This window comes from Micromonospora sp. H61 (genome assembly GCF_018070325.1).
In the GTDB taxonomy this organism is placed as follows: domain Bacteria; phylum Actinomycetota; class Actinomycetes; order Mycobacteriales; family Micromonosporaceae; genus Micromonospora; species Micromonospora salmantinae.
Map to the genome: position 1 here is coordinate 39039 of NZ_JAGPXY010000015.1, position 22590 is coordinate 61628.

22 protein-coding genes are annotated in these 22590 nt (G+C 72.2%); 10 read left to right on the top strand and 12 right to left on the bottom strand.

The features are described 5' to 3' along the window. Positions 1-5 precede the first annotated feature (5 nt). The 6 genes from KBX08_RS10510 (at position 6) to KBX08_RS10535 (ending at position 8488) form a co-directional block, all read left to right on the top strand. Positions 6-2216 carry a bifunctional glycosyltransferase family 2 protein/CDP-glycerol:glycerophosphate glycerophosphotransferase gene (locus KBX08_RS10510; protein WP_210782831.1) on the top strand — a complete coding sequence of 737 codons (2211 nt, stop codon included), beginning with the start codon at positions 6-8 and terminating at the stop codon, positions 2214-2216. Between the two features lie 126 nt (positions 2217-2342). Continuing rightward, on the top strand, positions 2343-3641 hold the full coding sequence (locus tag KBX08_RS10515) for an ABC transporter ATP-binding protein (protein ID WP_210782833.1): 1299 nt from the start codon (positions 2343-2345) through the stop codon (positions 3639-3641). A gap of 93 nt (positions 3642-3734) precedes the next feature. Beyond that, on the top strand, positions 3735-4730 hold the full coding sequence (locus KBX08_RS10520) for a hypothetical protein (RefSeq protein ID WP_210782835.1): 996 nt from the start codon (positions 3735-3737) through the stop codon (positions 4728-4730). A 61-nt stretch (positions 4731-4791) separates the two neighbouring features. After that, positions 4792-5256: a DUF4442 domain-containing protein gene (locus tag KBX08_RS10525; RefSeq protein ID WP_210782836.1), complete on the top strand. Its 465-nt coding sequence runs from the start codon at positions 4792-4794 to the stop codon at positions 5254-5256. A 59-nt stretch (positions 5257-5315) separates the two neighbouring features. Further along, on the top strand, positions 5316-6119 hold the full coding sequence (locus KBX08_RS10530; RefSeq protein ID WP_210782838.1) for an HAD family phosphatase: 804 nt from the start codon (positions 5316-5318) through the stop codon (positions 6117-6119). Further along, positions 6116-8488 (top strand): glycoside hydrolase family 65 protein, encoded by a 2373-nt coding sequence (locus KBX08_RS10535; protein ID WP_210782840.1) that lies wholly within the window; start codon positions 6116-6118, stop codon positions 8486-8488. The genes KBX08_RS10530 and KBX08_RS10535 overlap by 4 nt, the downstream gene beginning before the upstream one ends. 77 nt (positions 8489-8565) lie before the next feature. Here the strand turns inward: KBX08_RS10535 and KBX08_RS10540 are convergent, their stop codons facing one another. Beyond that, the gene (locus KBX08_RS10540) at positions 8566-8760 is read right to left on the bottom strand and encodes a hypothetical protein (protein WP_091395197.1); all 195 of its coding nucleotides are present in this window, start codon (positions 8758-8760) and stop codon (positions 8566-8568) included. Positions 8761-8951: 191 nt separating this feature from the next. Here KBX08_RS10540 and KBX08_RS10545 point away from each other — a divergent pair, with 191 nt between their 5' ends. Next, a complete protein-coding gene (locus KBX08_RS10545) occupies positions 8952-9602 on the top strand; it encodes a dienelactone hydrolase family protein (protein WP_210782842.1) in 651 nt (216 codons plus the stop codon). On the opposite strand, the gene KBX08_RS10550 is transcribed toward KBX08_RS10545, so the two are convergent. Further along, positions 9603-10703 (bottom strand): AI-2E family transporter, encoded by a 1101-nt coding sequence (locus KBX08_RS10550; protein WP_210782844.1) that lies wholly within the window; start codon positions 10701-10703, stop codon positions 9603-9605. It lies immediately after the preceding gene. A gap of 213 nt (positions 10704-10916) precedes the next feature. Here KBX08_RS10550 and KBX08_RS10555 point away from each other — a divergent pair, with 213 nt between their 5' ends. Beyond that, positions 10917-11087 (top strand): antitoxin, encoded by a 171-nt coding sequence (locus KBX08_RS10555; RefSeq protein WP_247669213.1) that lies wholly within the window; start codon positions 10917-10919, stop codon positions 11085-11087. A 70-nt stretch (positions 11088-11157) separates the two neighbouring features. Here KBX08_RS10555 and KBX08_RS10560 read toward each other — a convergent pair whose 3' ends face one another. Then, positions 11158-11763, bottom strand: a complete 606-nt coding sequence (locus tag KBX08_RS10560; protein WP_210782846.1) for a hemerythrin domain-containing protein — start codon at positions 11761-11763, stop codon at positions 11158-11160. An 84-nt stretch (positions 11764-11847) separates the two neighbouring features. On the opposite strand from KBX08_RS10560, the gene KBX08_RS10565 reads away from it, so the two are divergent. Then, the gene (locus KBX08_RS10565; RefSeq protein WP_247669201.1) at positions 11848-13251 is read left to right on the top strand and encodes an FUSC family protein; all 1404 of its coding nucleotides are present in this window, start codon (positions 11848-11850) and stop codon (positions 13249-13251) included. A 10-nt stretch (positions 13252-13261) separates the two neighbouring features. On the opposite strand, the gene KBX08_RS10570 is transcribed toward KBX08_RS10565, so the two are convergent. The 8 genes from KBX08_RS10570 to eccB form a co-directional block, all read right to left on the bottom strand. Then, positions 13262-13906: a C39 family peptidase gene (locus tag KBX08_RS10570; protein ID WP_210782848.1), complete on the bottom strand. Its 645-nt coding sequence runs from the start codon at positions 13904-13906 to the stop codon at positions 13262-13264. A 224-nt stretch (positions 13907-14130) separates the two neighbouring features. Beyond that, positions 14131-14538 (bottom strand): pyridoxamine 5'-phosphate oxidase family protein, encoded by a 408-nt coding sequence (locus tag KBX08_RS10575; protein ID WP_210782850.1) that lies wholly within the window; start codon positions 14536-14538, stop codon positions 14131-14133. A gap of 31 nt (positions 14539-14569) precedes the next feature. Next, positions 14570-14911 carry a YkvA family protein gene (locus KBX08_RS10580; protein ID WP_124859157.1) on the bottom strand — a complete coding sequence of 114 codons (342 nt, stop codon included), beginning with the start codon at positions 14909-14911 and terminating at the stop codon, positions 14570-14572. Positions 14912-14944: 33 nt separating this feature from the next. Beyond that, positions 14945-15763, bottom strand: coding sequence for a hypothetical protein (locus KBX08_RS34415; RefSeq protein ID WP_210782851.1), 819 nt, complete (start codon positions 15761-15763; stop codon positions 14945-14947). A 157-nt stretch (positions 15764-15920) separates the two neighbouring features. Continuing rightward, positions 15921-16295: a hypothetical protein gene (locus KBX08_RS10590; RefSeq protein ID WP_210782853.1), complete on the bottom strand. Its 375-nt coding sequence runs from the start codon at positions 16293-16295 to the stop codon at positions 15921-15923. A 207-nt stretch (positions 16296-16502) separates the two neighbouring features. Beyond that, a complete protein-coding gene (locus KBX08_RS10595) occupies positions 16503-17774 on the bottom strand; it encodes a WXG100 family type VII secretion target (protein ID WP_210782855.1) in 1272 nt (423 codons plus the stop codon). Then, the gene (locus KBX08_RS10600; RefSeq protein WP_238690716.1) at positions 17767-18177 is read right to left on the bottom strand and encodes a hypothetical protein; all 411 of its coding nucleotides are present in this window, start codon (positions 18175-18177) and stop codon (positions 17767-17769) included. The genes KBX08_RS10595 and KBX08_RS10600 overlap by 8 nt, the downstream gene beginning before the upstream one ends. Before the next feature lie 46 nt (positions 18178-18223). Further along, positions 18224-19819, bottom strand: a complete 1596-nt coding sequence (gene eccB / locus KBX08_RS10605) for a type VII secretion protein EccB (RefSeq protein ID WP_210782857.1) — start codon at positions 19817-19819, stop codon at positions 18224-18226. 163 nt (positions 19820-19982) lie between these two features. Between eccB and KBX08_RS10610 the strand changes: the two genes are divergently transcribed. Then, positions 19983-21170, top strand: a complete 1188-nt coding sequence (locus KBX08_RS10610) for a type VII secretion protein EccE (RefSeq protein ID WP_210782860.1) — start codon at positions 19983-19985, stop codon at positions 21168-21170. Positions 21171-21189: 19 nt separating this feature from the next. Here the strand turns inward: KBX08_RS10610 and eccD are convergent, their stop codons facing one another. Further along, a complete protein-coding gene (gene eccD / locus KBX08_RS10615; RefSeq protein WP_210782862.1) occupies positions 21190-22587 on the bottom strand; it encodes a type VII secretion integral membrane protein EccD in 1398 nt (465 codons plus the stop codon). Between the last annotated feature and the right edge of the window lie 3 nt (positions 22588-22590).

Consider the following 22590-nt stretch of genomic DNA (forward strand, 5'->3'; position numbering starts at 1 on the left):
GCCGGATGACTCTGATCAGCTTCGTGGTGCCGGCCTTCCGGGTGCAGGGATACCTGCGGGAGTGCCTGGACTCCATCCTCGGTCAGCCGGAGACCGACATCGAGGTGATCGCGGTCGACGACTGCTCGCCGGACGCCAGCGGCGACATCATCGACGAGTACGCGGCCCGTGACCAGCGGGTCCACTCGGTCCGGCTGTCGGAGAACGTCGGCCTCGGTCCGGCCCGGAACATCGGGCTGGACCGGGCCGTCGGCGAGTACGTGTGGTTCCTCGACGGCGACGACTGGCTGGCTCCGGAGTGCCTGACCGAGGTCGCCGAACGGTTGCGGGTCACCCGCCCGGACGTCCTACTGGTCGACCACGTCCGCACCCACTGGAACGACACCGCCACCCGCAGCGCCATGGCGGAGGTGTTTCCGGAGTCGCCCGGCTCGGGCACCTTCCGCCTGCGGGACCGGCCGCAGGCGATGCACCTGCTGCACACCGCGTGGAACCGGCTGGTCCGTCGGGAGTTCCTCGCCGATCTGGGGCTGCGCTTCGCGCCCGGCTGGTACGAGGACGTCTCGTTCAGCTACCCGGTGCTGATGGCCGCGCACCGGATCGGCGTACTGGACCGGGTCTGCGTCAACTACCGCCAGCGCCGCGCCGGCGCGATCACCCGGACCCGGGGTGACCGGCACTTCGAGGTCTTCCCGCAGTGGCACCGGGTCTTCCACCTGATGGATTCGTGGGGGTCGGCGACGGAGGCCCTGCGACCGGCGGTCTTCGAACGGATGATCTGGCACTACCTGACAGTGCTCGGCAACGGTCAGCGGATCGCGCCGGAGTTGCGGGAGGCGTTCTTCGCGCAGATCACCGCGGACTACGAGCGCTGGCTGCCGGCCGGCGGCTACCCGGTACCGGACGGGGTCGAGGGGATCAAGCACAAGCTGGTCGCCTCCGGCCGGTGGCGCACCTTCAGCGCGTTGCGGGCCGCCAGCCGGGCCCGTGACGCCGCCCGCCGGCGGGCCCGCACGGCACGGCGCACTGTCGGCCCGGTCGCCCGGCGCGGTGCCCGGCTGACCAGGGACGGTCTGCTGCGCGAGTACTACCGGGCCGAGTTGCGGCGGCCGGTCGACCCGACTCTCGCGGTGTACGCGGCGTACTGGTACCGGGGTTACTCCTGCAACCCGGCGGCCATCTACGAGGTCGCCCGCCGGGTGGCGCCGGGGGTGCGCGGGGTGTGGGTGGTGCGCCGGGACCGGGTGGAGACCGTGCCGGCCGGAGTGGAGTACGTGGTGGCCGGCACGCCGGCGTACTACCGGGTGCTCGCCCGCGCCCGATGGCTGGTCAACAACGTCAACTTTCCGGACTTCGTCCGCAAGCGACCGGAACAGGTGCACGTGCAGACCCACCACGGCACGCCGGTCAAGGTGATGGGGCTGGATCAGCAGCGCTACCCGATCGGCGCGGGCCGGATGGACTTCGCCGGGCTGTTGCGCCGGGTGGACCGCTGGGACTACAGCGTCAGCGCCAACAGCTTCTCCACCCAGATGTGGGACCGGGCGTACCCGGCGACGTACACCACGCTGGAGGTGGGGTACCCGCGCAACGACCGCCTGGTCACCGCCAGCCCGGACGAGGTGCGCCGACTCCGCGCGGAGTTCGGCCTCGACCCCGACGAGCCTGTCGTCCTGTACGCCCCGACGCACCGCGAGCACCTGCCCGGCTACCGTCCGCCGTTCGACCCGGACCGGTTCGTCCAGGCGTTGGGTGACTCGGGCCGGTTGCTGATGCGCAGCCACTACTTCCACGACCGTGATCGACGCCCCGGCCAGCCGAGGGACTGGGAGCGGGTTCGTGACGTCAGCGGCCATCAACGGGTGGAGGATCTCTACCTGGTGGCGGACGTGCTGGTCACCGACTACTCGTCGGCCATGTTCGACTATGCCGTGTTGGACCGGCCGATGGTGCTCTACACCCCGGACTGGGAGGCGTACCGGCTGGCTCGGGGGGTCTACTTCGACGTCACCGCCGAACCGCCGGGCGCGGTAGCCTCCACTTTCGGCGATCTGCTCGACCTGTTCCGTACCGGCGGGGTGCGCTCGGACGCGGCGACCAAGGCCCGCGAGCATTTCCGGGCCCGGTTCTGCACGTTGGACGACGGGCGCGCGGCGGAGCGGGTGGTGCGGCGGGTGTTCCTCGGGGAGCCGGGCGCGCGGTCCACGCGGTGCTGATCGCGGCTTCTGTCGTGTAATAGCAGCGTCATCGATCGAACATGAGACGTTTACCCGATGTTACAAACCCATGATCCTGGTCACAGTCTTGTGGGGTTCGGCCGACGCGCGCTGGGGGGGAAGACGGTGAGCACCGTCACGCTCAAGGATGTGACCAAGGTTTTCCGGGATGGCACGCTGGCCGTCGACAGCATCAATTTGGACGTGAACGACGGCGAGTTCATGGTGCTGCTTGGGCCGTCCGGGTGCGGCAAGTCGACGGTGCTGCGGATGATCGCCGGGTTGGAGGAGCCGACCACCGGCGCGGTCATGCTCGACGGGGAGGTGGCCAACGACCTGCCCCCACGGGACCGCAGGATCGCCATGGTCTTCCAGGACTTCGCCCTCTACCCGCACATGACCGTTGGCGACAACATCGCGTTTCCGCTGCGGCTGGCCGGGGTCGAGCCCGAGCCGCGGGGCGAGCGGGTCAGCGACGTGGCGAGCGCGCTGGGCATCGGCGACGTGCTGGCCCGCAAGCCGGGTCAGCTCTCCGGCGGGCAGCGGCAGCGGGTGGCGATGGGGCGCGCGATCGTCCGCCGGCCGGGCCTGTTCCTGATGGACGAGCCGCTGTCCAACCTGGACAGCGGCCTGCGGGCCGAGTTGCGCGCGGAGATCTCCGGCCTGACCCGCGAGCTGGGCGTCACCACCGTCTACGTCACGCACGACCAGGCCGAGGCGCTCACCATGGCCGACCGGGTGGCCATCATGCGCCGCGGCGTGCTCCAGGACGTGGGCACACCGACCCAGGTGTACGGCCGGCCGGCGACGCTCTACGTGGCGGCGTTCCTGGGCAGCCCACGGATGAACCTGCTGGAGGCGTCGGTCTACGTCCATCTCGACCGGTACGTCACGCTCAACCTCGGTGACCAGTCGCTCTACCTGCCCTGGAACGACATCCGCAGTCGGGCGGTGGCGCACTACCACGGTGAGCGGATCGTGGTCGGCATGCGGGCCGAGGCGCTCACCCCGGTCGCACCGGACAGCCCCGGCGACGTGCTGCGTGGGCGGATCCGTTACCTGGAGCACCACGGGCACGAGTCGTTGGCGTTCCTCGACATCGGCGCGACAGCGATCGTTGTCGACGAGATGGGTGCCCCGCTCGAACCGCCACCGGTCGGCCAGCGCGGCCTGCGCCGCTTCGGCTCGGTGATGCAGCGGCTCACCGGCAAGCCGGTGGAGGCGCAGGAGGCACCGCCCAGTGGCGTCCAGACCAGCGTGCTTCCCGATCCGGGCCGGCACCACCGCCGCCCGGCGGAGCTGGCGGTGCGGCTGGCGCCGTACCCGGCGGTCAGCGCCGGTCACCCGCTCGCCGTCTCGGTACGGATGGACGCGCTGCACTTCTTCGACGAGCGCGGCGACCGGATCGACGTGGGTTGGCGCTGACGACGTGCCCGGACGGGGTGGCGGTCCCGCCACCCGCTGCCCTACCGTCTGCCCACCAGTCCACTGTGAAAGACCACCGAGAGGGGTGCACCCGTGTCGGGTGACCGTCCCAGCCCGCTCGTCATCGAGCGCATCCTGCGGGATCGCGAGAGCATCTGGCAGCAGATCGTGGCCGAGCGTGACCTCAACGCCCTCACCGGGCGGATGTTGACCAGCTCCGCCATCGCGTTGGCCTGCTACGGGGCGGTGCTGGGCTTCTTCCACAGCCCGCTGATGGCGCTGACCTCGGCGCTGAAGCTGCCGCTGCTGTTCCTGGTCACCCTGGTCATCTGCCTGCCCACGCTCTACCTGTTCAACCTGGTGTTCGGCGCTCGACTCTCGGTGCGGCAGTCGTTGGCGCTGGTGATGGTGGCGATCACTGTCACCTCGATGCTCGCGGTGGCGTTCGCGCCGATCAGCCTCTTCTTCCTGATCACCGCCAACGACTACGGGTTCTTCAAGCTGCTCAACGTGTCGATCCTGACCCTGTCGGCGCTGGTCGGGTTGCGCTTCCTGACCAGCGGGATGCAGGTGCTCAACGACCATGGCCTGCTCGCGCCCGAGGCTGCCAACGCCACTGTCGACGAGCGGGCCGGCGCACCGGCGCCGGTCCAGGCCGTGCCGGCCGCGGTGCCTGCCGGGCCGACGCCGGTTGCCGCGCCGGTCGCCGGCCAGAGCGCCGAGCCGGTCGCCGTGCCGGCCGGGGCCGCCGTGGCCGAGTCGACCGCGAACGGTGCCGTGGCCACCGCGACGGCCCCGGCCCAGGTTCCGGCGCAGTGGGCCGGGCAGCCGGCCGGTGCCTCGTTGCCGCCCGGCTACGTGGCGCAACGCCCGTGGGACGGCCGTACGGCCCGACGCGGGGAGCCGACGCAGCGGCCGGCCAGCATGACCCTGCTCTACATCTGGATCCTGCTCTTCGGTTTTGTCGGCACCCAGCTGGCTTGGACGTTGCGGCCGTTCTTTGGCGACCCGGGGCAGGATTTCTCGTTCTTCCGCAGCATCGACGGCAACTTCTATGCGGAGATCCTGCGCATCATCGGCAACCTCTGACCGTGCCCTGACGGCGAATTCGCTGGTTGCCGGCCTGGTTACCGGTTAGTAACGTCAGGCCATGACTATCGACTCCCGCCAGGTGGCGGCCGGCATGCTGGAAGCGGTGCCGTTCGCTCGTACGCTCGGTATCGAGTTCGTCGAGGTGGCACCCGAGGCGGAGGGCGGCGTACGGGCAGTCGTCCGGCTGCCCGACTCGCCGGCCACCCACAACCACATCGGGGGCCCGCACGCCGGCGCCATGTTCACCCTCGGCGAGACGGCCTCCGGCGCAGTCGTGCTGGCCGCCTTCGGGCAGCTGCTCGACCGGGCTGTGCCGTTGGCCGTCCGGGCTGAGATCGCCTACCGGAAACTCGCCATGGGTCCGGTGCTGGCCACCGCGCGACTCGGCCGGCCGGCCGCCGAGGTGGCCGAGGAACTGGCCGCCGGTCGACGCCCGGAATTCCCCGTCGCGGTCCAGATCGCCACCGAGGACGGCAAGCCGACCTCGGAGATGACGGTGATCTGGACGCTGCGACCGAACTGAAACGCCCCAGGGCGGCCGAAACGGGTTTGCCGGCCCAGCAGGGTGGATAGATTCGTACCGTGCTGGGCCTACCTGCTCACGTGACCGCCTGTCTCTTCGATCTGGACGGTGTGCTGACGCAGACCGCCCGCGTACACAACGCCGCCTGGACGCAGACGTTCGATGAATTTCTCCGCCAGCGCGCCACGGCCTCCGGCGAACCGTTCCAACCGTTCGACCCGGGCCCGGACTACAACCGCTATGTCGACGGCCGCCCCCGGGCCGACGGTGTCCGGTCGTTCCTCGCCTCCCGCGGCATCGTGCTTCCCGAGGGCAGCCCGGACGACCCGCCGGAGGCGGAGACCGTCAACGGCCTGGGCAACCGCAAGAACGTCCTGCTGCTGCACCGTCTGCGTACCGCCGGCGTCGAGGTCTACCCGGGCTCGGTGCGGTATCTGAAGGCGGCGACCGCCGCCGGGCTCCGCCGAGCCGTGGTCACCGCCAGCGCGAACGGGGGTGAGGTGATCGCCGTCGCCGGGTTCGAGCCGCTGCTGGAGGCTCGGGTGGACGGGCTGGTCGCCCGTGCGCAGGGGCTGCGCGGCAAACCACACCCCGACACGTTCCTCGCCGGGGCCAGAGTGCTCGGCGTCGACCCGACACAGGCTGCCGTCTTCGAGGACGCGCTCTCCGGGGTGGCGGCCGGCCGCGCCGGCGGCTTCGGCTACGTGGTCGGCGTCGACCGCGTCGGGCAGGCCGACGAGTTGCTCGCCCACGGCGCCGACATCGTGGTGACGGACCTCGCCGACCTTCTCGACCGCGCGGACCCGCCGGTGCCGCACCGCACCGCGACCGACCCGCTCGCTGCCGAACGAGGCTCCGGATGATTCGGGAGCGCGCCTATCCGGTAGAGCCGTGGCACGTCCGGGAGACCCGGCTGGACATGGACGTGCTGGCCCAGTCGGAGTCGGTCTTCGCGCTCTCCAACGGGCACGTCGGCCTGCGGGGCAACCTCGACGAGGGCGAACCGCACGGCCTGCCCGGCACCTACCTCAACTCGTTCTACGAACTGCGTCCGTTGCCGTACGCGGAGGCGGGCTACGGCTTCCCCGAGTCCGGGCAGACCATCGTCAACGTCACCAACGGCAAACTGATCCGGCTGCTGGTCGACGACGAACCGCTCGACGTGCGTTACGGCGAGCTGATCGCCCACGAGCGGATCCTCGACCTGCGGGCCGGCACGCTGCACCGGGAGCTGCACTGGCGCTCGCCCGCCGGTCGGGAGGTAAAGGTCCGCAGCACCCGTCTCGTCTCGTTCACCCAGCGGTCCGTGGCCGCCATCAGCTACGAGGTGGAGGCCGTCGACGGCCCGCTGCGGCTGATCGTGCAGTCCGAGTTGGTGGCGAACGAGTCACTGCCCGCGCAGAGCAAGGACCCCCGGGTCGCGGCGGTGCTGGAGTCGCCGCTCCAGGCCGAGGAGGAGCTGACCACCCCCGACGGCGGCCAGTTGATCCACCGCACCAAGGTCTCCGGTCTGCGGGTCGCCGCAGCCATGGAGCACGAGGTGCACGGCCCGGACCACACCACGATCGAGTCCGAGGGATACCAGGACTGGGTACGTACCACCATCGCCTGCGTACTCCAGCCCGGCGAGAAGCTGCGGGTGATCAAGTACCTGACGTACAGCTGGTCGAGTCGCCGGTCCCTGCCGGCGCTGCGCGACCAGGTCGGCGCGGCACTGGCCGGTGCCCGGCTCGACGGATGGGACGGGCTGCACCGGGAGCAGCGCAACTACCTCGACGCCTTCTGGGACGCCTCCGACGTGCTGGTCGAGGGCGACCCGGAGGTGCAGCAGGCGGTCCGGTTCGGGCTCTTCCACGTGTTGCAGGCCGGCGCGCGGGCCGAGCAGCGGCCGATCTCGGCGAAAGGGCTGACCGGCCCCGGTTACGACGGTCACGCCTTCTGGGACACCGAGATGTTCGTCCTGCCGGTGCTCACGTACACCCAGCCGAGCGCGGTGCGCAGCGCGTTGCAGTGGCGACACAGCACGCTGGACTCGGCGCGGGAACGCGCCGAGACGCTCAGCCTCCGGGGCGCCGCCTTCCCCTGGCGGACCATCGAAGGCCCGGAATCATCCGGTTACTGGCCGGCCGGGACGGCAGCCTTCCACATCGCCGCCGACATCGCCGACGCCGTGCGCCGCTACGTGATGGTCACCGGGGACACCCAGTTGGAACGGGAGATCGGGCTGGAGCTGCTGGTGGAGACCGCCCGGCTGTGGCGCTCGATCGGCCACCACGACCGGCACGGGCAGTTCCACATCGATGGTGTCACCGGCCCGGACGAGTACACCGCAGTGAAGAACGACAACGTCTACACCAACCTGATGGCGCAGCGGAACCTGCTCGCCGCCGCCGACGTGGTCATGCGCTACCGGGACGAGGCGTTCCACCTCGGCGTCACCGACGAGGAGGCCGCGAGCTGGCGGGACGCCGCCGCCTCCATGCACATCCCGTACGACGAGGAGCTCGAGGTCCACCAGCAGGTGGAGGACTTCACCCGGCTCCAGGAATGGGACTTCACGCACACACCGGCGGAAAAGTACCCGTTGCTGCTGCACTACCCGTACTTCGAGCTGTACCGCAAGCAGGTGGTGAAACAGGCCGACCTCGTCCTCGCCATGCACTGGCGGGGGGACGCCTTCACCCCAGAGGAGAAGGTACGCAACTTCCTCTACTACGAGCGCCGCACCGTCCGTGACTCGTCATTGTCGGCGTGCACCCAGTCCGTGCTCGCCGCCGAGGTGGGCCACCCCGAACTCGCGCACACCTACCTGCGTGAGGCCGCGCTGATGGACTTGCACGACCTCAACGAGAACACCCGCGACGGCGTACACATGGCGTCGTTGGCCGGCGCGTGGCTCGCACTGGTCGGCGGGTTCGGCGGTCTACGGGACCACGACGGCCAGCTGTCCTTCGCCCCCCGGCTCTCCAGCCGACTCAGCCGGTTGGAGTTCTCACTCCAGTGGCGGGGGTTGGCGCTGCGGGTGGATGTCCGGCCGCACCAGACGACGTACTCGCTGCGCCACGGCGGTCCGGACGACGCGGTGGAGTTGCGCCACCACGACCAGATGCTGCGGGTGACCTGCGACGAGCCGGTGACGGTGCCGGTGCCGCCGGCCGAACCGTCCGGCCCGCCGCCCGAGCAGCCACCGGGCCGGTCTCCGCTGCTGCGGTTGCCCGAACGCGAACAGTGACGGGCGGGGCGGGGCGGGAAGACTCCCGCCCCGCCCGCCCGCGCTGTTGCTCAGACCGGCTCGCCGGCCAAGGTTGTTCAGACCGGCTCGCCGGTCGACGGACGCCCGATGGCGTCCCGGGGCGCCGCCGCCTTCGGGTCGTCGGGCAGCCGGGCCGAAGCGGCCTGGTCTCCGAAATCCTGGTCCCCGACGTCCTGGTTACGCTCGGCGTCCTGTTCACGCTGGGTTCGCTCGGTCAGCTGCTGCTGCCGGGAAATCTGCTGCTTGGCCATGGCGATCCTCGCGATCCGTCGGGGCGCGGCTGCGCCGACACGGTCTGCGGTCGCTCGTCGCGTACCCGACGCCCCAGCGGGCAAACGCGGCCCGGCGGCGGGCCCACGGCCCGGGGTGACGTCGTCGCGGCGGGCGTGCCCGGCGGCGGGCGGGGTACCCGGACCACCGGCGAGTACGCGGAGGTGGGGGCATGGACGAGCAGCGCAGCGTGACCATTCCGATCGGGGACGCTCAACTCTCCGCCGACCTGACGCTGCCCGCCCAGCCGGTCGGCGTGGTGCTGTTCGCGCACGGCAGCGGCAGTTCCCGGCACAGCCCGCGCAACGTGGCGGTGGCCCGGACGCTGAACGGCCGTGGGCTCGGCACGGTCCTGGCGGACCTGCTCACCCCGGCCGAGGACGAGGTGGACGCGCGAACAGCCGAACTGCGCTTCGACATCGGGCTGCTGGCCAGCCGACTGGCCGGGATCGTCGACTGGCTGGCCGTCGAGCGTCCCGCCGGCGATGTGCCGATCGGTCTTTTCGGGGCCAGCACGGGTGCTGCCGCTGCTCTGGTCGCGGCGTCGTCCCGCGCCGATCGGGTGGCCGCCGTGGTCAGCCGGGGTGGTCGGCCGGACCTGGCCGGGAACGCGCTGGCCCAGGTGCGTACCCCGACGTTGCTCCTGGTCGGCGGGCTCGACGAAGAGGTGATCACGCTCAACGAGCGGGCGCTGGCCGAGTTGGGGGAGGTCGGCGAGCTGCGGGTGATCCCCGGCGCCACCCATCTCTTCGAGGAGCCCGGCACCCTTGAGCAGGTCGCCGATCAGGCTGGCACCTGGTTCACCACGCACCTCGGTCGGTGATCAGTCCGAGGGCAGGAGAGCCGAGGTCGAGCGGCGTTGTTGGACGGTGTCGATGACGCGCCAGAGGACCGCGGTGATCGGGACGCTGACGAAGGCGCCAGCGATGCCCGCGATCAACGTGCCCGCGGTGACCGCCACCAGGATCACCGCCGGATGCAGTCGGACCTGCCGCTTCATGACCAGCGGCTCCAACAGGTTGCCCTCGATCTGCTGCACGGCGATCACCGCCGCGAGGGTGAGCAGCGCGGTGGTGGGACCGTTCGCGGCCAGCGCCACCAGCACCGCCACCGCACCGGCCACCGTCGCCCCGATGATCGGCACGAACCCGCCGAGGAACGTGATCAACGCCAGCGGCAGGGCGAGTGGCACCCGCAGCACCACGAGAGCAAGCCCGATGCCCAGCGCGTCGATCGCGGCGATGAGCATGGTGCCCCGGCTGTACGCACCCAACGTCTGCCAACCGGCCCGGCCGGCCTCGGCCAGCACGGGTTGGTTCGGGCCGGACACCCGGGACAGCACCCAGTGCCACATGGACCGGCCGTCCTTGAGCAGGAAGAAGAGCAGCACCAGAGCCAGCAGCGCGGAGCCGAAGACCTCGGTGGCGGTCCGGGCGCCGGCCACCGGGTCCGGTGAGGTGCCACTGAGCCCCTCCCGGGCCTGGTCGACCAGCCGGTCCAGCTGTGCCTCGCTGACCGGCAGGGTGGACGTCACGAAGTCCCGGCTGCGTTCGACCCCCTGCGTCAACTCCTGGCTGAGCTGATCGAACTGGCTGGCGGTCAGGTTCCACACCAGGGCGCCGACGCCGACCAGGATGCCGAGCAGCAGCAGTACCGTGCAGAGCGCTGCCAGCGCCGCCGGCAGGCGCAACCGGCGCAGCAGCAGCAGGACCGGATCGAGCAGCGCGGTGAGGAAGATGGTGGCGGCCAGCGCGATGGCCAGCGGCGCCAACAGCACGGCGATCCGGCCGAGCAGGTAGAGCCCCGCGGCGATCACCACCAGGCAGGCGCTCCACAACACAGCGGTCCGGACCAGCCACGGCAGCGCCGCCCAGGTCTGGCGCGGCCCGGGGCCGCCTGTCGGTCCGGGTTCCTCTGCGGGCATGTCGGTCCTCCTCGATGTCGACGAGGTCGGTACCCGGTCAGTCGTGCCCCGACACCCGAATCGCTGGCCGTCGCCCGCGCGGATCGTATGTCGGCCGGAGTGACGTGGGTGGGTGTTCGCGAATCACGTCCGGAGCGGCGGCGTTTGCGTGGTCCGGCCGAGGGAACGCGAAGGGGACGGACCGGACTGAGGAGGAACGCCGTGGGTGACTTCATGGACAAGGCCAAGGACTTCACGGACAAGCATGACAAGCAGGTCGACCAGGGTGCGGAGAAGGCCGGCGACATGGCCGACAAGCGCACCGGCGGCAAGTACGGCGATCAGATCGACAAGGGCGTGGACCAGGCCCAGGCGCGCACCGGTGAGGGCGACCAGGTCCGCTGACCCGCCGCGCTCCTCCCGGGCCGCCGAGCCGTCGGCGACCCGGGAGTGCCGGGTCCGGGTGACGCGGGGGTCAGCGCTGTTGCTTGTCGCGTAGCTCGTCCATCGACGTGAGCCGGCCGCTCAACGCGTCGCGCAACCGGTCGACCAGACCGAGGCCGGGGGCGAGCAGCTTGTTCGCCGGCGGGCGCTCCGGGCTCCCGGGATGTGGCCGGGTCGGCCCGATCTCCTTGATCGCCGTCACCCGGGCAGCGATCTCGACCAGCTCCTCGCGGGCCGTCGCGGCGCGCAGCCGGGGAAAGAGCTCCTTCTCCTCGTCCGCCACGTGGAGTCGGACGGTGCTGGTCAGTTGGGCGAGCAGCTCGTCGAAGCGGGGGTCGGACGGGTCGACGGACTCCAACTCCTTCATGGTCCGCTCGGCGTCAGCGTGCTCCGCGATCTCCCGGTCGGCGATCTCGTTGCCGTCGGGCAGCACCTTCCGGGCGACCGGATACACGTACGCCTCCTCGGCCGCCGAGTGGCGGACGAGTTCGGCGATCACCACGTCGGCGAGGCGCCGGCGGTGCTCGGGGGTGCCCTGTCGGGTCCCCAACTCGACGAGCACCGCCTCGATCTCACGATGATCGGAGACCAGGACGTCGACGGCATCGTGGTCGTCGGTGGTCGATGGATTGGTCATGTCACGGCCCCTTACCGGTTGCGGATCGGTGGGAGGTGTGTGGCTCTGGTACCCCCACGGGGCTGCGCCAACCTACGGTTGACGATGCGTCCGACGGTGTCGATGGTGCTCGCGGTGGCGGTGGTGCCCGGCCGCCGCGATTGCCCTGCCGCCGCCGGGGTAACCGCCTCCATGGCCGACGACCGCCCAACCGCCGACCGCGATCAGTCGCGGTTCGACGAGACCGCCGAGCGGACGGTCCGGCGGGTGCGGCACCGTGGTGGGCAGGCCGGCCGGGTCCGGGCCCGGCAGTGGGAGGTCACCCTGGTGATCTCCATCCAGGCCGGGCTGGCCGCGGCCATCGCCGCCCTGCTCGCCAAGAACCTGCTCGGCCCCGGATCGCACGTCTTCGCTCCCGCCGCCGCCGTCGGTACGATCGCCACCGCCATCGGGCAGCGGGCCCGCCGGACCTTCGAGCTGTTGGGCGGCGTGGCCCTGGGCATCGTCATCGGGGACACGCTGCGATTCCTGCTCGGCTCGGGCCCGTGGCAGACGGGCGTGGTGGTCGCGCTGGCCATCGCCGCCGCGTTGCTGGTGGCGGGGAAGGGCGGTCCGCTTGTCGGTCAGGCCGGCGGTACCGCCGTGCTGATCGCCACGCTGGCCCCAATGGAGCATGGCCTGGAGGTGCCCCGGATCTTCGACGCGCTCGTCGGTGGGGCGGTCGGCCTGGTGGTGGTCGCGCTCCTGTTGCCGATCAACCCGATGCGGGTGCTGGACCGCGCCGCGGCACCGATCTTCACGATCCTCTGTGAGCAGCTCGCCGAGCTGGCGCGGGCGCTGCGCGAGCGTGACGGCGCCGGGACCCTGGGCGTCCTGGAGCGGCTCCGCGGCACCGACGACGACCTGGGCCGGTTGCACGATGCGCTCAGCGGCGCCGAGGAGGTGGTGACGATCGCCCCGGTGCGCTGGCACCGTCGGCAGCAGTACCACCGTTACGCCCGCAGCGCGGGTCACCTGGAGCGGCTGCTGCTGGACACCCGCGCCATGGCCCGCTGGTCGACCACCGCGTTGCAGTACGACGAGCCGATTCCGCCGGAGCTGCCGGATGCGATGGCCCGGTTGGGTCAGGCGGTGGCGGAGATGCGGGTGGAGTGCAGGGTCGGTGACGACCCCCGACGCACCCGCCAGTTGATCGAGGAGTGCGCAGAGTTGGCCGGGCGGGCCTCCGCGACCGGCGTCAAGCCGTTCGGCGAATCCCTCGTCACCGGACTGCGTACCGCGGCCAGCGACCTGCTCCGGGCCGCCGGTTCCGAACCCGAGGACGCCAACCGCATCGTGCGCCGGGCGGCCGGAGCCGGCGAGGCGGAGATCCACCCGCCGCTCCGCCGACAACTGCACCGGGCCCGACCGACGCGGGCCGCCCGAGCCCGTCGACGCGCGCACCTCGCCGCCCGGGCCCGTGACGACGGACGGGCCGGCCTCCCCGCACGGGAGAGGCCGGCCCGGTGAACCGTCATGCTCAGGAGGAGTAGCCGCGCTCGGCGATCCAGTTGGCGACCTTCGGCAGGCTCATCCAGTACTCACCCAACGCCGGGTCGGCCGGGTCGGCGACCCGGATCATGTCACCACCGTCGCGGTAGCCGACGAGGGTCAGGTAGTGGCCACCCTCGTACGAGTGCGGGTTGCCGTCGGTGTCCACTGTCGTGCCCTTGATGTTGGCCACCACCGGGCGACCGGCGTCCACAGCGGCCAGCACGTCACGGCGCAGCTGCTCGACCTGGTCGGGACGGGCCACCGAATCACGGATCTCGGTGGTCCGGTACTTGCCACCGGTCAACTCGTTCAGCACCCGGGTGGTGTCCAGTGCCGAGGGGGTACCCGCCTCGGTGGTGCCGAGCAGCCGGGCCACCTCGTCCTGGGAGAGTGCCTTGCCCTGGGCGGACAACGCGATCCGGGTCGCCGCCGGGCCGCAGTAGTAGAAGTTCGGCTGGGCCTGGTAGTCGACGCCGAGGATCCGCTCGGCGTGCCGGTCGGTCTGGCTCGACGAGGCCGGGGCGGCCTGAGCCGGGGCGGCCTGCGCGGCCACCGCCGGGCCGAGGGCGCAACCGCCGGCGACCAGCAGGCCGACGACGGACAGACCGCTCTTCTGGACGATCGGGTTCATGGTCGAGTCTCCGTTCGGGGGGTTGGCGCCTCCGGCCAGCGGAGGGCGGCAGCACCGGGAATGGCGCTCGGCGCAACACGGGGGCCGACCATCGGTGGTCTCGGCCCTGGGCGTACCGAGGGCGTAACCGCTCTGCTCCACGGAGAATTCCGCCGGCTGCGCGCACCGGCGTCGCGCGGCATCCCTGCCCGACCCGAACCGGTCATCGGGGACACACTGTCAGCTCAGAGGCTGCCCAACAGCCTGGTCACGGTGATCTCGATGACCACCCGCTCCGGATTCGGGCGGGGTGTCCGATACCGCTCGGCGTACCGCCGCTCCGCCTCCGCCACGGCGGCCGGATCTGACCGCAGCACCGCGCGACCCTCGATGGTCAACCAGCGGCGGCCATCCACGTGGCAGACGGCCACCGCCGCGCCCGCCGCGCCGGCCGCCGCCACCTGACGGGCCTTTCGGGAGGCGCCGGAGGTGATGACGCGGGCCAGGCCGGCCGCCGGGTCCAGAGTCACCCCGACCGGTACGACGTGCGGGGTGCCGTCCGCCCGAAGGGTGGTCAGCGTCGCCAGGTGCCGTTCGGCGCAGAAGGCGACAACCCGCTCATCGTGCAGGTCAAACCGATGATCGCCCGTCATGCCCGTCCCCTGTCCGCCGAACCGACCCCGATCATGGCACGCGGCGGCGCACCTGGCCCCGATCCGGCGGGGCGTCCGGCTGACCGGGCAGCTGGCGACCCGCCGCCCGACGTTGGTGCACCAGCCGGGTCAGGTAGAGCAGCGCGGCGGCCAGGACCCCCATGTCATCCAGGTAGATCGGGTCCGGCAGCACGTCGACCGGGAAGATCGTGTAGATCAGCGCCCCGTAGAAGGCGACCTTGCCGCCCGCGCCCAGCCCGGTCAGCAGCCGCCGGGTACGCACCACCCGCACCGCCAGCACCACGGCACCGACCAGTGTGGCGAGCGCCAGGATGCTGGCGATCACCACGAGGACCCACGCCTGTCGGGACATGCCGTCACGCTAACCCACCCGGGCCCGCGCGGCTCAGAACGCGGGCACCGTCGCCCGCCCGCGCGCGGTCACCTTGTTCTCCCGGGTCTGCTCGACGTTCTCCCGGGGCTGCGCGCCCACCGGTCGGGCAACCTCGCTCAGCGGCAGCACCGACGCGGACTCGGCGACCCGTCTTCCGGTCGCGGCGTGCGCCTCCTCGCGCAGACTGCGAGCCGCGGCCACCGCCAACTCCGCCGCCCGCCACGCGGTCTGCTCCCGCTCGCGGGCTGCGGCGTGCCGGGCCGCCAGGTTGTCCCGGATCGCCCGCTGGAGCACCAGCTCCTGCTCGACCGGGTGCAGTCGCGGGTCCCAGCCGTCGCGGTGCGCGAAGACGTCGCTGAGCTGCTCCACCGACAGCTCCCGACGCCAGTACGCATCCAGCGCCGCCCGGTGCAGGTAGCGCTCGCGGTCCGCGTACTCGGCGGGGGTGCGTGCGGTGTGCGGCAGCGGCATCGCGGCTGCCGCGTCGAGCCGCCGTACGCCAGCCTCGGCCGCCTCGTACGCCAGCCAGGCCGCCTCGACCGCCTCCTGCGCGGCCACCCACTCCGCCCGGCGGCGCCGCACTGTGGTGGTCGCCCGCTCCGCGGCCACCGCTACCTCCTGCGCGTAGCGGCTCTGCTCCCGCTCCTCCTGCGCCTGCTCAAGTTGGCTCGGCATGGCGGCGCGGCGGATCCGGGAGCCCGGGTCGAAGCGGAGCCGGCCGGGCCGCAGCAGGAGAGCGGAGACAGCGACGGCTACCACCCCGAGCAGGCTCAGCCAGATGACGGCGGCCCGGGAAAGGTCTGGCAGGACGGCGGAGAGGATGGTTTGCATGATCAGCACCTCGCGGTCGAAGGCGGGTATCGACGGGCGGCAGGAAGGCGCGGCAGCACCGGTCGGCCCGGTGGCCGGATGATCCCGTCGACGGCAAACTCAGGTGCCGTGCGGGAGGATCAGCCGGGATCGGGCCCCGGGGATCGCCGGGCCGGGCTCAGCGGGCGGGTGGGCCGCGTCGTGCAGGAGAGCCACGGCCGGGATCGATGGCCGGGACGTGCACCGGGCCCGCCGCGACCGGACTGTTCGCCGTGGCGGTATCAGCCGTGGCGGTTTCGCGCGTGCCAGCCGGCGGGGCGACAGCGGGCTTTCCGGCCCACTCGATGGCCGGGCCGGCGTCGGGGCGGACACTTGCCACCCGGCTGCTCACGGCACTGGGCCGCAGTTGCGTGGGGACGGGCGGTGGGGTCGCGGCGAGAGCGGCACCGAGGCCGACCGCGAGCACCAGCGCGGTGACCGCCAGACGGGTCAGTTCCCGCAGTGACCGCAGCACAGCCCACCTGGCTGGGCGGACGAACGCTGCGGATGACACCCGACCAACCTATCGCCCGTTCCTGCCCACCGCAGCACGGCGACGTCCGGCGCGGGCGTGACCGCCACCACCATGTGCACTGTGGACGCCGCCGACCAGGGCCTGGAACGGCGGTGCCCCCGATCGGATCGGGTCCGATCGGGGGCACCGCACATCGTCCTGGTGGCTCCGCCGGTGGTGGTGCGTGCGTGCCGGCGGTAGCCGTGATCAGTCGCCGGTGCCGAGCACCGGAGGTGCGGCCTTGTCGTCGCCCTGCCACACCATCTCGTCCTCGGTCAACCAGGTCAGCCGCTCGTCGGAGTCGTCGTCCTGCGCTCGACCCTGCCCGCCGAGCACGCCGGGCCGGCCGCCGCCGGTCATGGCCGGGCGTCCGCCGCTTCCACCGCGCTGGCCGTCGATGCTGCGCCCGACCCCGTTGGCGGCGCGGGTCTCCGCCGGGGCCGCACCACCGCCGGTCGGTCGAGCCGAGGCGGGGGGCGCGTTGCCCGAGCCCGCGAGCGCGCCGCTGCGCAACACCCCGCCGGCCGGTGACCCGCCCTGTGCTCCGTAGAGCAGGCCGGGACCGGTGCTCGCCGCAGCGGGTGCGCCGGCCGGCCCGGACAGCCCGACCAGCCCGGCGGCACCACCGCCGAGCAGCGCGCCGCCGACCATTGGGTCGGCTCCGGCGAGGGAGGTGCCGCGGTCACCGAGGTCGCTGCCAGCGCCGATCGGCGCGGCGCCGACAGCCGGGCTGCCACCGCTGCCCGAGCCGACCTCACCCGGAGTCGAACCGTCGCCCGGCAGTTGGGCAACGCGGTCGGGCGACGAGATGGTCGCGTCGCCGGTGCGCGCGGTGTCAGCGCCGGTGGTGGGGCCGCCGGACACCCTGGCGATGGCCGAGACACTCTGTGGCGTCGTCGGATCCTTGCGGGCGGTGGTCGGAGTATCCGGGTCGGGCGGGGGCGGTTCGACCACCCGGTCGTAGGCCGAGATCTCGTAACTGTTGGCCAGGCCGGCCACCAGGTTCACCATCCGCTGGTGGGCCTTCTCCTGCTCTGCCTTGTCCTGCTGGTGACCCGCGATGCCCCCGACGATCAGACCGGTCAGACCGAAGACCGCGCCACCCTTGATCGCACCGCCGATCGCCTTGTCGTTGTCGTCGGTCTCCTCCGGGCTCTCGGCCTGCTTGTGGGCGGCGCGCAGATGGTCGGCCATCATGGTCAACCCCTGCTTGATGCCGGCCATCCCTTCGCCCAACGCGTCGGTGTGGGCGACGATCAGGCTGAGTCGCCGATGGAACTCCCGACCGGCCGAACCCGTCCACGTGTTGCTCAGCTTGTCGAGGTCGCCGCTCAGATCCCGGCCGAGGCCGTCGAGGATGCCCTTGAGCTCGGCCCACTGGGTGGCCACGCCCTCGATCTGCTCCGGCTTGCCCGCCATCAGGCCGTCGTACAGCTGCTGGTGGCTGTTGCCCTGGTAGCGCTGGGTGTATTCAGACACGCCCGTCCTCCTTCGGCTGAAACGCCCGGTCGACCGGGGTCAGCGCGGCGGTGACATCGTCGGCGTTGGCCGCGTTACGCGCCTCGGCGGTGCGGTAGTTGCTCAGGATCGTGCTGGTTGCCTGCTGCGCCGCCAGCACCGCCTGCCGGATCCGTTCGGCCTGGTCGACATAGGACTGGTGCACCTCGCTGTAGCGACGCGCCTTGTCGGTGGCGTCGAAGAACGAGCCCAGCGCCGGAGGACTGCACTGCATCTCGGTGTTGAGCTTGCGCAGCACCGACTCGGCCTGGCTCAACCGCGACGCCAGGTGCTCGTGGAAGTCCTCAAGGGACAACAGATCGACTTCCGTACGCCCGGCCATGGCAACATCCCCGTCGTTCTGGTTGACAACCGTCAGCGGCATCCAGGTTAGTCCACCGGTGCGACTCCGGGCGACCCGTCGAAGCTGCTCAGCCGTCGGCGCCGGTCGATTCCGTGGACCCCCCGCCGGTCCCGCCGCTCGACGGTGTCGACCCCGACGGTGGCGCCGCGGACGACGATCCCGACGGTGGCGTTGCGGACGGCGCGCCCGAGGGCGGCGCCGCGGATGGTGAGCCCGACCTCGGCGCGGCCGACGGTGGTGCGGACGGCGCCGGACCGTCGGCAGTGAAGACGGCGAACGCGTCCTCGCGGTCCAGCGTCGGCCCGGTCGGGATCAGCGCGAGCAGGGAGCCGGGCACCGCCAGCGGGGTGATCCCGCCGTAGCCGAGCACGTCCAGTGTCTCCGCCGAGCCGAGCGGATACCGGATGCCCTGCGGGCTGATCAGGTAGATCGTCGACCCGGCGGCCCCGGACCCGCTGGTCCCGGCACCGGGTGACGCCTGCGCGATGACACCCTTGCCGCCGGGCAGCAGCACCGCCTCGGCGGTGCGTACGGCGTCGCGCCTGGTCTGGCGCACCGGCACCAGGCCCGGATCACTGTCGGTCAACTCGCTCGGCACCCGGTCGAAGACCTCCAGGGTGGTGGTCGGCGGGCCGCCAGCGCTGCCCTTGCGGTACGTCGCGCACAGCGTGGTCTGACCGGGCTGGGCCGGGTAGAGGGCGGGCATCGTCGGGGGCACCCCCTCCTCCTCGATCCGCCGCTCCTCGAACGCCTCGCTTGCCTGGTTCGGGGTGATGTCGGTGATCCGACCGCCGCTGCTGACGAGCAGCAGAGCGGTGATCTCACTGATCGAGACGAGAGCGTCCCGGGTCAGCACGTAGTGCCGCCCGGCGGCCTTGAACACCGAACCGACGTCGTGCCTCTGCCCGGCCACCGTGCGACTGCTGGGCTCGCCCTCACCGGGCAGCGACGGCCGGCGCAGCGGTGGCCCGGCCGGCACGGCGTTGAGCAGTTGCTGCCCGACCTGGAGTCGCTCGGTGCCGGCCATCCGCAGCGCCGTGATCGTGCGGGACGGGTCGAGCAGTTGGAGTCGGGTGTTGTTGGTGACCAGGTACCGCTGGTCGTTCACCGAGACCAGCACCGCCCGGTCACCCAACGGCGTGCCGCCGGGCAGCGCCCGGTCGATCACCAGCCGGGTGCTGGACCGCTGCCGGTCGACCGGGTCGGGCACGTCGCAGACCGACCAGGGCAGGCCGGTCAGCGACTTGCGGTCCGGCAGGGCGTCCGGTGCCCCGACGATGCCGACGGTGACGCCACGGGGCCGGTCCCGCAGCGACGCCTGAGACATCGTCCGCACCTGGGCACTCGCGTCGTTCACGATGAGGCGCGCCGAGGTGTAGTTGAGCGTCGGGTGCAGTTTGCCCTCGATGAACACGTACGTGGCGCCGGTCTCCCGTTCGATGACCAGGGTCTGGTCGTCCAGCGGCGCCGCGCCACCGGTCAACTGGCCGTAGGCGCCCACTCCGCCGAGCACGATGGCCGCGGTGAGGACACTGCCGAAAACAGCCATGCCGAGCCGTCGCATCGGCAGGTTGGTGGTCTCCGGGTCGCCCGACAGCAAGGCGGAGACGATGCGGCGGGTGACGAAGCGGTACGCCTGCACCTGATCGCGGCGGGTCCGCATGACTTACCTCCGGCGGGGTGGATCCGCGACGATCAGGGTCGGGGTGCCGTCGCGGGCTTCCCTACGATAAGGGGCCGACGGTGGTTCCTTGGGACCACCGCTCGTGGCCGGCACCGGAGGAGACCCGGCGCAGAGTCGTACCGTGCAGGAGGGACAGTCAGCGATGACGCAGGTTCAGGCGCCACCCGCCCGAGCGGTCACGGACCCTGTCGACGTTCCGACCCGGCCGGTGCCCCCGGCCGAGCGGCCCGGCCGTGGGCGGGTCGGCCCCGTGCTGGTCGGGCAGCTCGTCGTACTCGAGTTGTGCGTGGTCGGCGTCTGGGCCGCCACGGCCGGACCCAGCTGGGTGCTCGCCGCGGCGGCTGCCGCGGCGCTGCTGGTGGTCCTGGCCGCCTTCGCCCGTCGGGGTGGCCGCTGGTGGTTCGAGGACCTGCTGCTGCGCCAGCGGTTGCGGCGACGCGGTGAGCGGGCGTCGGCCGCGCTGGCCAGCGGTACGGCGACCGACCCGAGGTTGGCTGCGCTCGCTCCTGAGCTGAGCGTCATCGAGCTGACCGACCGAGGCACCCGGCTCGGCATCGGGCGTGACGACCAGGGCTGGTTCGCCGCCGTCGCCCTGCAGTCCGCGACCGGTGCGGCGGTCGGCTCCGTCGACGCCGCCGCTGTGGACCGCGCGCTGCGGGTGCTCGCGGACTTCAGCGCCCCGGTCTCCCGGGCTCAGGTCGTCGCGCACACGTTGGTCTGGTACCCGGCGCCCGGTGCGCCGCCGGCGGCCCACCGGACCGTGTGGGTGGCGGTGCGGCTCACCGTCCGGGACGCCCGGGTCGAGGCGGTGAGCCGGGGCGGCGGGTTGACCGGCGTACACCGGACGGTGGCGGCCGGGATCGGCCGGCTCGGCAAGGCGCTGACCTCGGCGGGGTTGGCACATCGCCCGTTGGGCCGGGAGGAGCTACGGGCCGCCATCGTCTCGGCCGCCGGTCTGGACCTGGTGCCCGAGGCGCCGGCGGAGAGTTGGCGTGGGTTGCGCGGCGGCGGCTGGACGCACCGCTGCATGGCCCTGCGGGGCCGCTTCGACGCGCCGCTCGGTCCGCTCGTGGACGCGATCACCGCGACCTCGGCGCCGTCGCACACGGTGGCCGTGACAGTCTCGTCGGACGGTCGGGTGGCGGCACCGCTGCTGCGGGTGGCGGCGATGGACAACCACGTCGAGGCCCTGGTCAAGGTGGTTCGCGAGGTCGCCGGCCGGGTGGGCGCGTCCACCCGGCCGATGGACGGGCAGCATGCCCCGGGCGTCTACGCCACCGCTCCGGTCGCGTCGGCGCTGGGCGTCTCCACCGGTCCGCGACAGCGCTGACCGGTGCGGCGGCCCACGGTCAGGGTCGGAGGTTGACGATCCAGCCGTAGAGGCCGCAGACCCAGAAGGCGAGCGGCACCAGCGAGATGATGAGCAGGATTTCGGCGATGTCGAGCAGGCGGCCCCAGACCGGCGAGATGCGCTTGCCGGCGACGGTCAGACCGTAGATCAGGCTGATCACCGCGGCGAGCACCAGACCGCCCAGGATCAGGCCGAGCCGGACCGGCAGCGACCCACCGGCGAAGGTGGTCGCGGCGGCCAGGCCCAGACCCACTGTGCCGGCCAGCAGCACCGGGGTGCGCTGGGCCCGGCCCAGGAGGGGGCGGGCCCGCAGCAGCGCCAGCAGGGCCAGCACCAGGCACAGCAGCACCGCGGGCAGGCGCCCGTCCAGAGCCAGCACGAGTTGCGCGCCCAGCACCAGCAGCGACACCGTCCACAACAGACCGGTGAGGAACTGGTCGGCGCGCTCACTCTGCTGGAGCACCTGCCGGCCGTCCACCGACTCGCTGTCGGTCTTCAGGTCCTCCGGACCGGTCGGGATCGACGGCACCGGCAGCCGGGCCAGCCGGTAGGCCATCATCGGCAGCGCCGGCACCACGCCGAACGCGACTGCCGCGACCACCGCGGCGGAGGCCGCCGCGTCGAGGCCGAGGGCCAGGCAGAGCACCGCGCCCAGGCCGGTCGCGGCCGCGACCCCGATCGCGGCGAAGAAGAGGGGGTACCGGTCGCCGACCGCCAGCACGGCCACCGCGCCGGCCACCACCGCGGCGGTCGCCGCGAGCAGGACATGCGGACTGGCCAGGTCGCTCAGCGATCGATCGCCGGCGAGCAGCAGCAGGCCGCCGGTGGCCGCGTGCACCAGGGCGACCAGGGCCAGCACCGCGCCGATGCCACTGTCACCGGCGGCCCTGGACAGCACCGCCGCGCCCACCAGCAGCGCCACCGCGACCAGCAGCGCGGCCAGCGCGCCGGGCAGGTGCGGTGGACCGGCGAAGAGGGCGGCCAGCGCGCCGGCGCCGAACGCCGCCGCCGCGAAGACCACAGCGAAGGAGCGGGTCGCGCCCACCTGCCAGGCGCCGGGGCGCTGGTTGGTCGCGGTGGCGACCGCGTCCACCACGTCGTCGAAGACGATCTCCGGTGCGGCGTCGGAGCGGGGGTTGAAGTAGAGCACTTCACCGTCGCGGACGCTGAGCTGCGCCACTGTACGACCACCGTCGAGGGGCGCACCGCCCAATCGGGACAGTGCCCATCCGCCGTGCCGCGCGCCCTCGTCGGCCATGTCCTCACCGGCGTAGCGCAGCAGGGTGGGGAGCAAGTCGGCCAACGGCACGTCCGACGGCAGCGCCAGATCCATCCGGGTACGCGGAGCCACGATGGTGATTCGGCTGAGACCACCGGTCGCCGTCTTCGTCGCCACAGT

Bases quoted from the DNA above. Each gene is read 5' to 3' on its own strand.
- KBX08_RS10565 (WP_247669201.1), top strand. From the start codon at position 11,848: ATGCGTCCGACGGTGTCGATGGTGCTCGCGGTGGCGGTGGTGCCCGGC.
- KBX08_RS34415 (WP_210782851.1), bottom strand. From the start codon at position 15,763: ATGCAAACCATCCTCTCCGCCGTCCTGCCAGACCTTTCCCGGGCCGCC.
- KBX08_RS10550 (WP_210782844.1), bottom strand. From the start codon at position 10,703: ATGCCCGCAGAGGAACCCGGACCGACAGGCGGCCCCGGGCCGCGCCAG.
- KBX08_RS10580 (WP_124859157.1), bottom strand. From the start codon at position 14,911: ATGTCCCGACAGGCGTGGGTCCTCGTGGTGATCGCCAGCATCCTGGCG.
- KBX08_RS10545 (WP_210782842.1), top strand. From the start codon at position 8,952: ATGGACGAGCAGCGCAGCGTGACCATTCCGATCGGGGACGCTCAACTC.
- KBX08_RS10555 (WP_247669213.1), top strand. From the start codon at position 10,917: ATGGACAAGGCCAAGGACTTCACGGACAAGCATGACAAGCAGGTCGAC.
- KBX08_RS10600 (WP_238690716.1), bottom strand. From the start codon at position 18,177: ATGCCGCTGACGGTTGTCAACCAGAACGACGGGGATGTTGCCATGGCC.
- KBX08_RS10610 (WP_210782860.1), top strand. From the start codon at position 19,983: ATGACGCAGGTTCAGGCGCCACCCGCCCGAGCGGTCACGGACCCTGTC.
- KBX08_RS10540 (WP_091395197.1), bottom strand. From the start codon at position 8,760: ATGGCCAAGCAGCAGATTTCCCGGCAGCAGCAGCTGACCGAGCGAACC.
- KBX08_RS10570 (WP_210782848.1), bottom strand. From the start codon at position 13,906: ATGAACCCGATCGTCCAGAAGAGCGGTCTGTCCGTCGTCGGCCTGCTG.
- KBX08_RS10560 (WP_210782846.1), bottom strand. From the start codon at position 11,763: ATGACCAATCCATCGACCACCGACGACCACGATGCCGTCGACGTCCTG.
- KBX08_RS10510 (WP_210782831.1), top strand. From the start codon at position 6: ATGACTCTGATCAGCTTCGTGGTGCCGGCCTTCCGGGTGCAGGGATAC.
- eccB (WP_210782857.1), bottom strand. From the start codon at position 19,819: ATGCGGACCCGCCGCGATCAGGTGCAGGCGTACCGCTTCGTCACCCGC.
- KBX08_RS10525 (WP_210782836.1), top strand. From the start codon at position 4,792: ATGACTATCGACTCCCGCCAGGTGGCGGCCGGCATGCTGGAAGCGGTG.
- KBX08_RS10575 (WP_210782850.1), bottom strand. From the start codon at position 14,538: ATGACGGGCGATCATCGGTTTGACCTGCACGATGAGCGGGTTGTCGCC.
- KBX08_RS10535 (WP_210782840.1), top strand. From the start codon at position 6,116: ATGATTCGGGAGCGCGCCTATCCGGTAGAGCCGTGGCACGTCCGGGAG.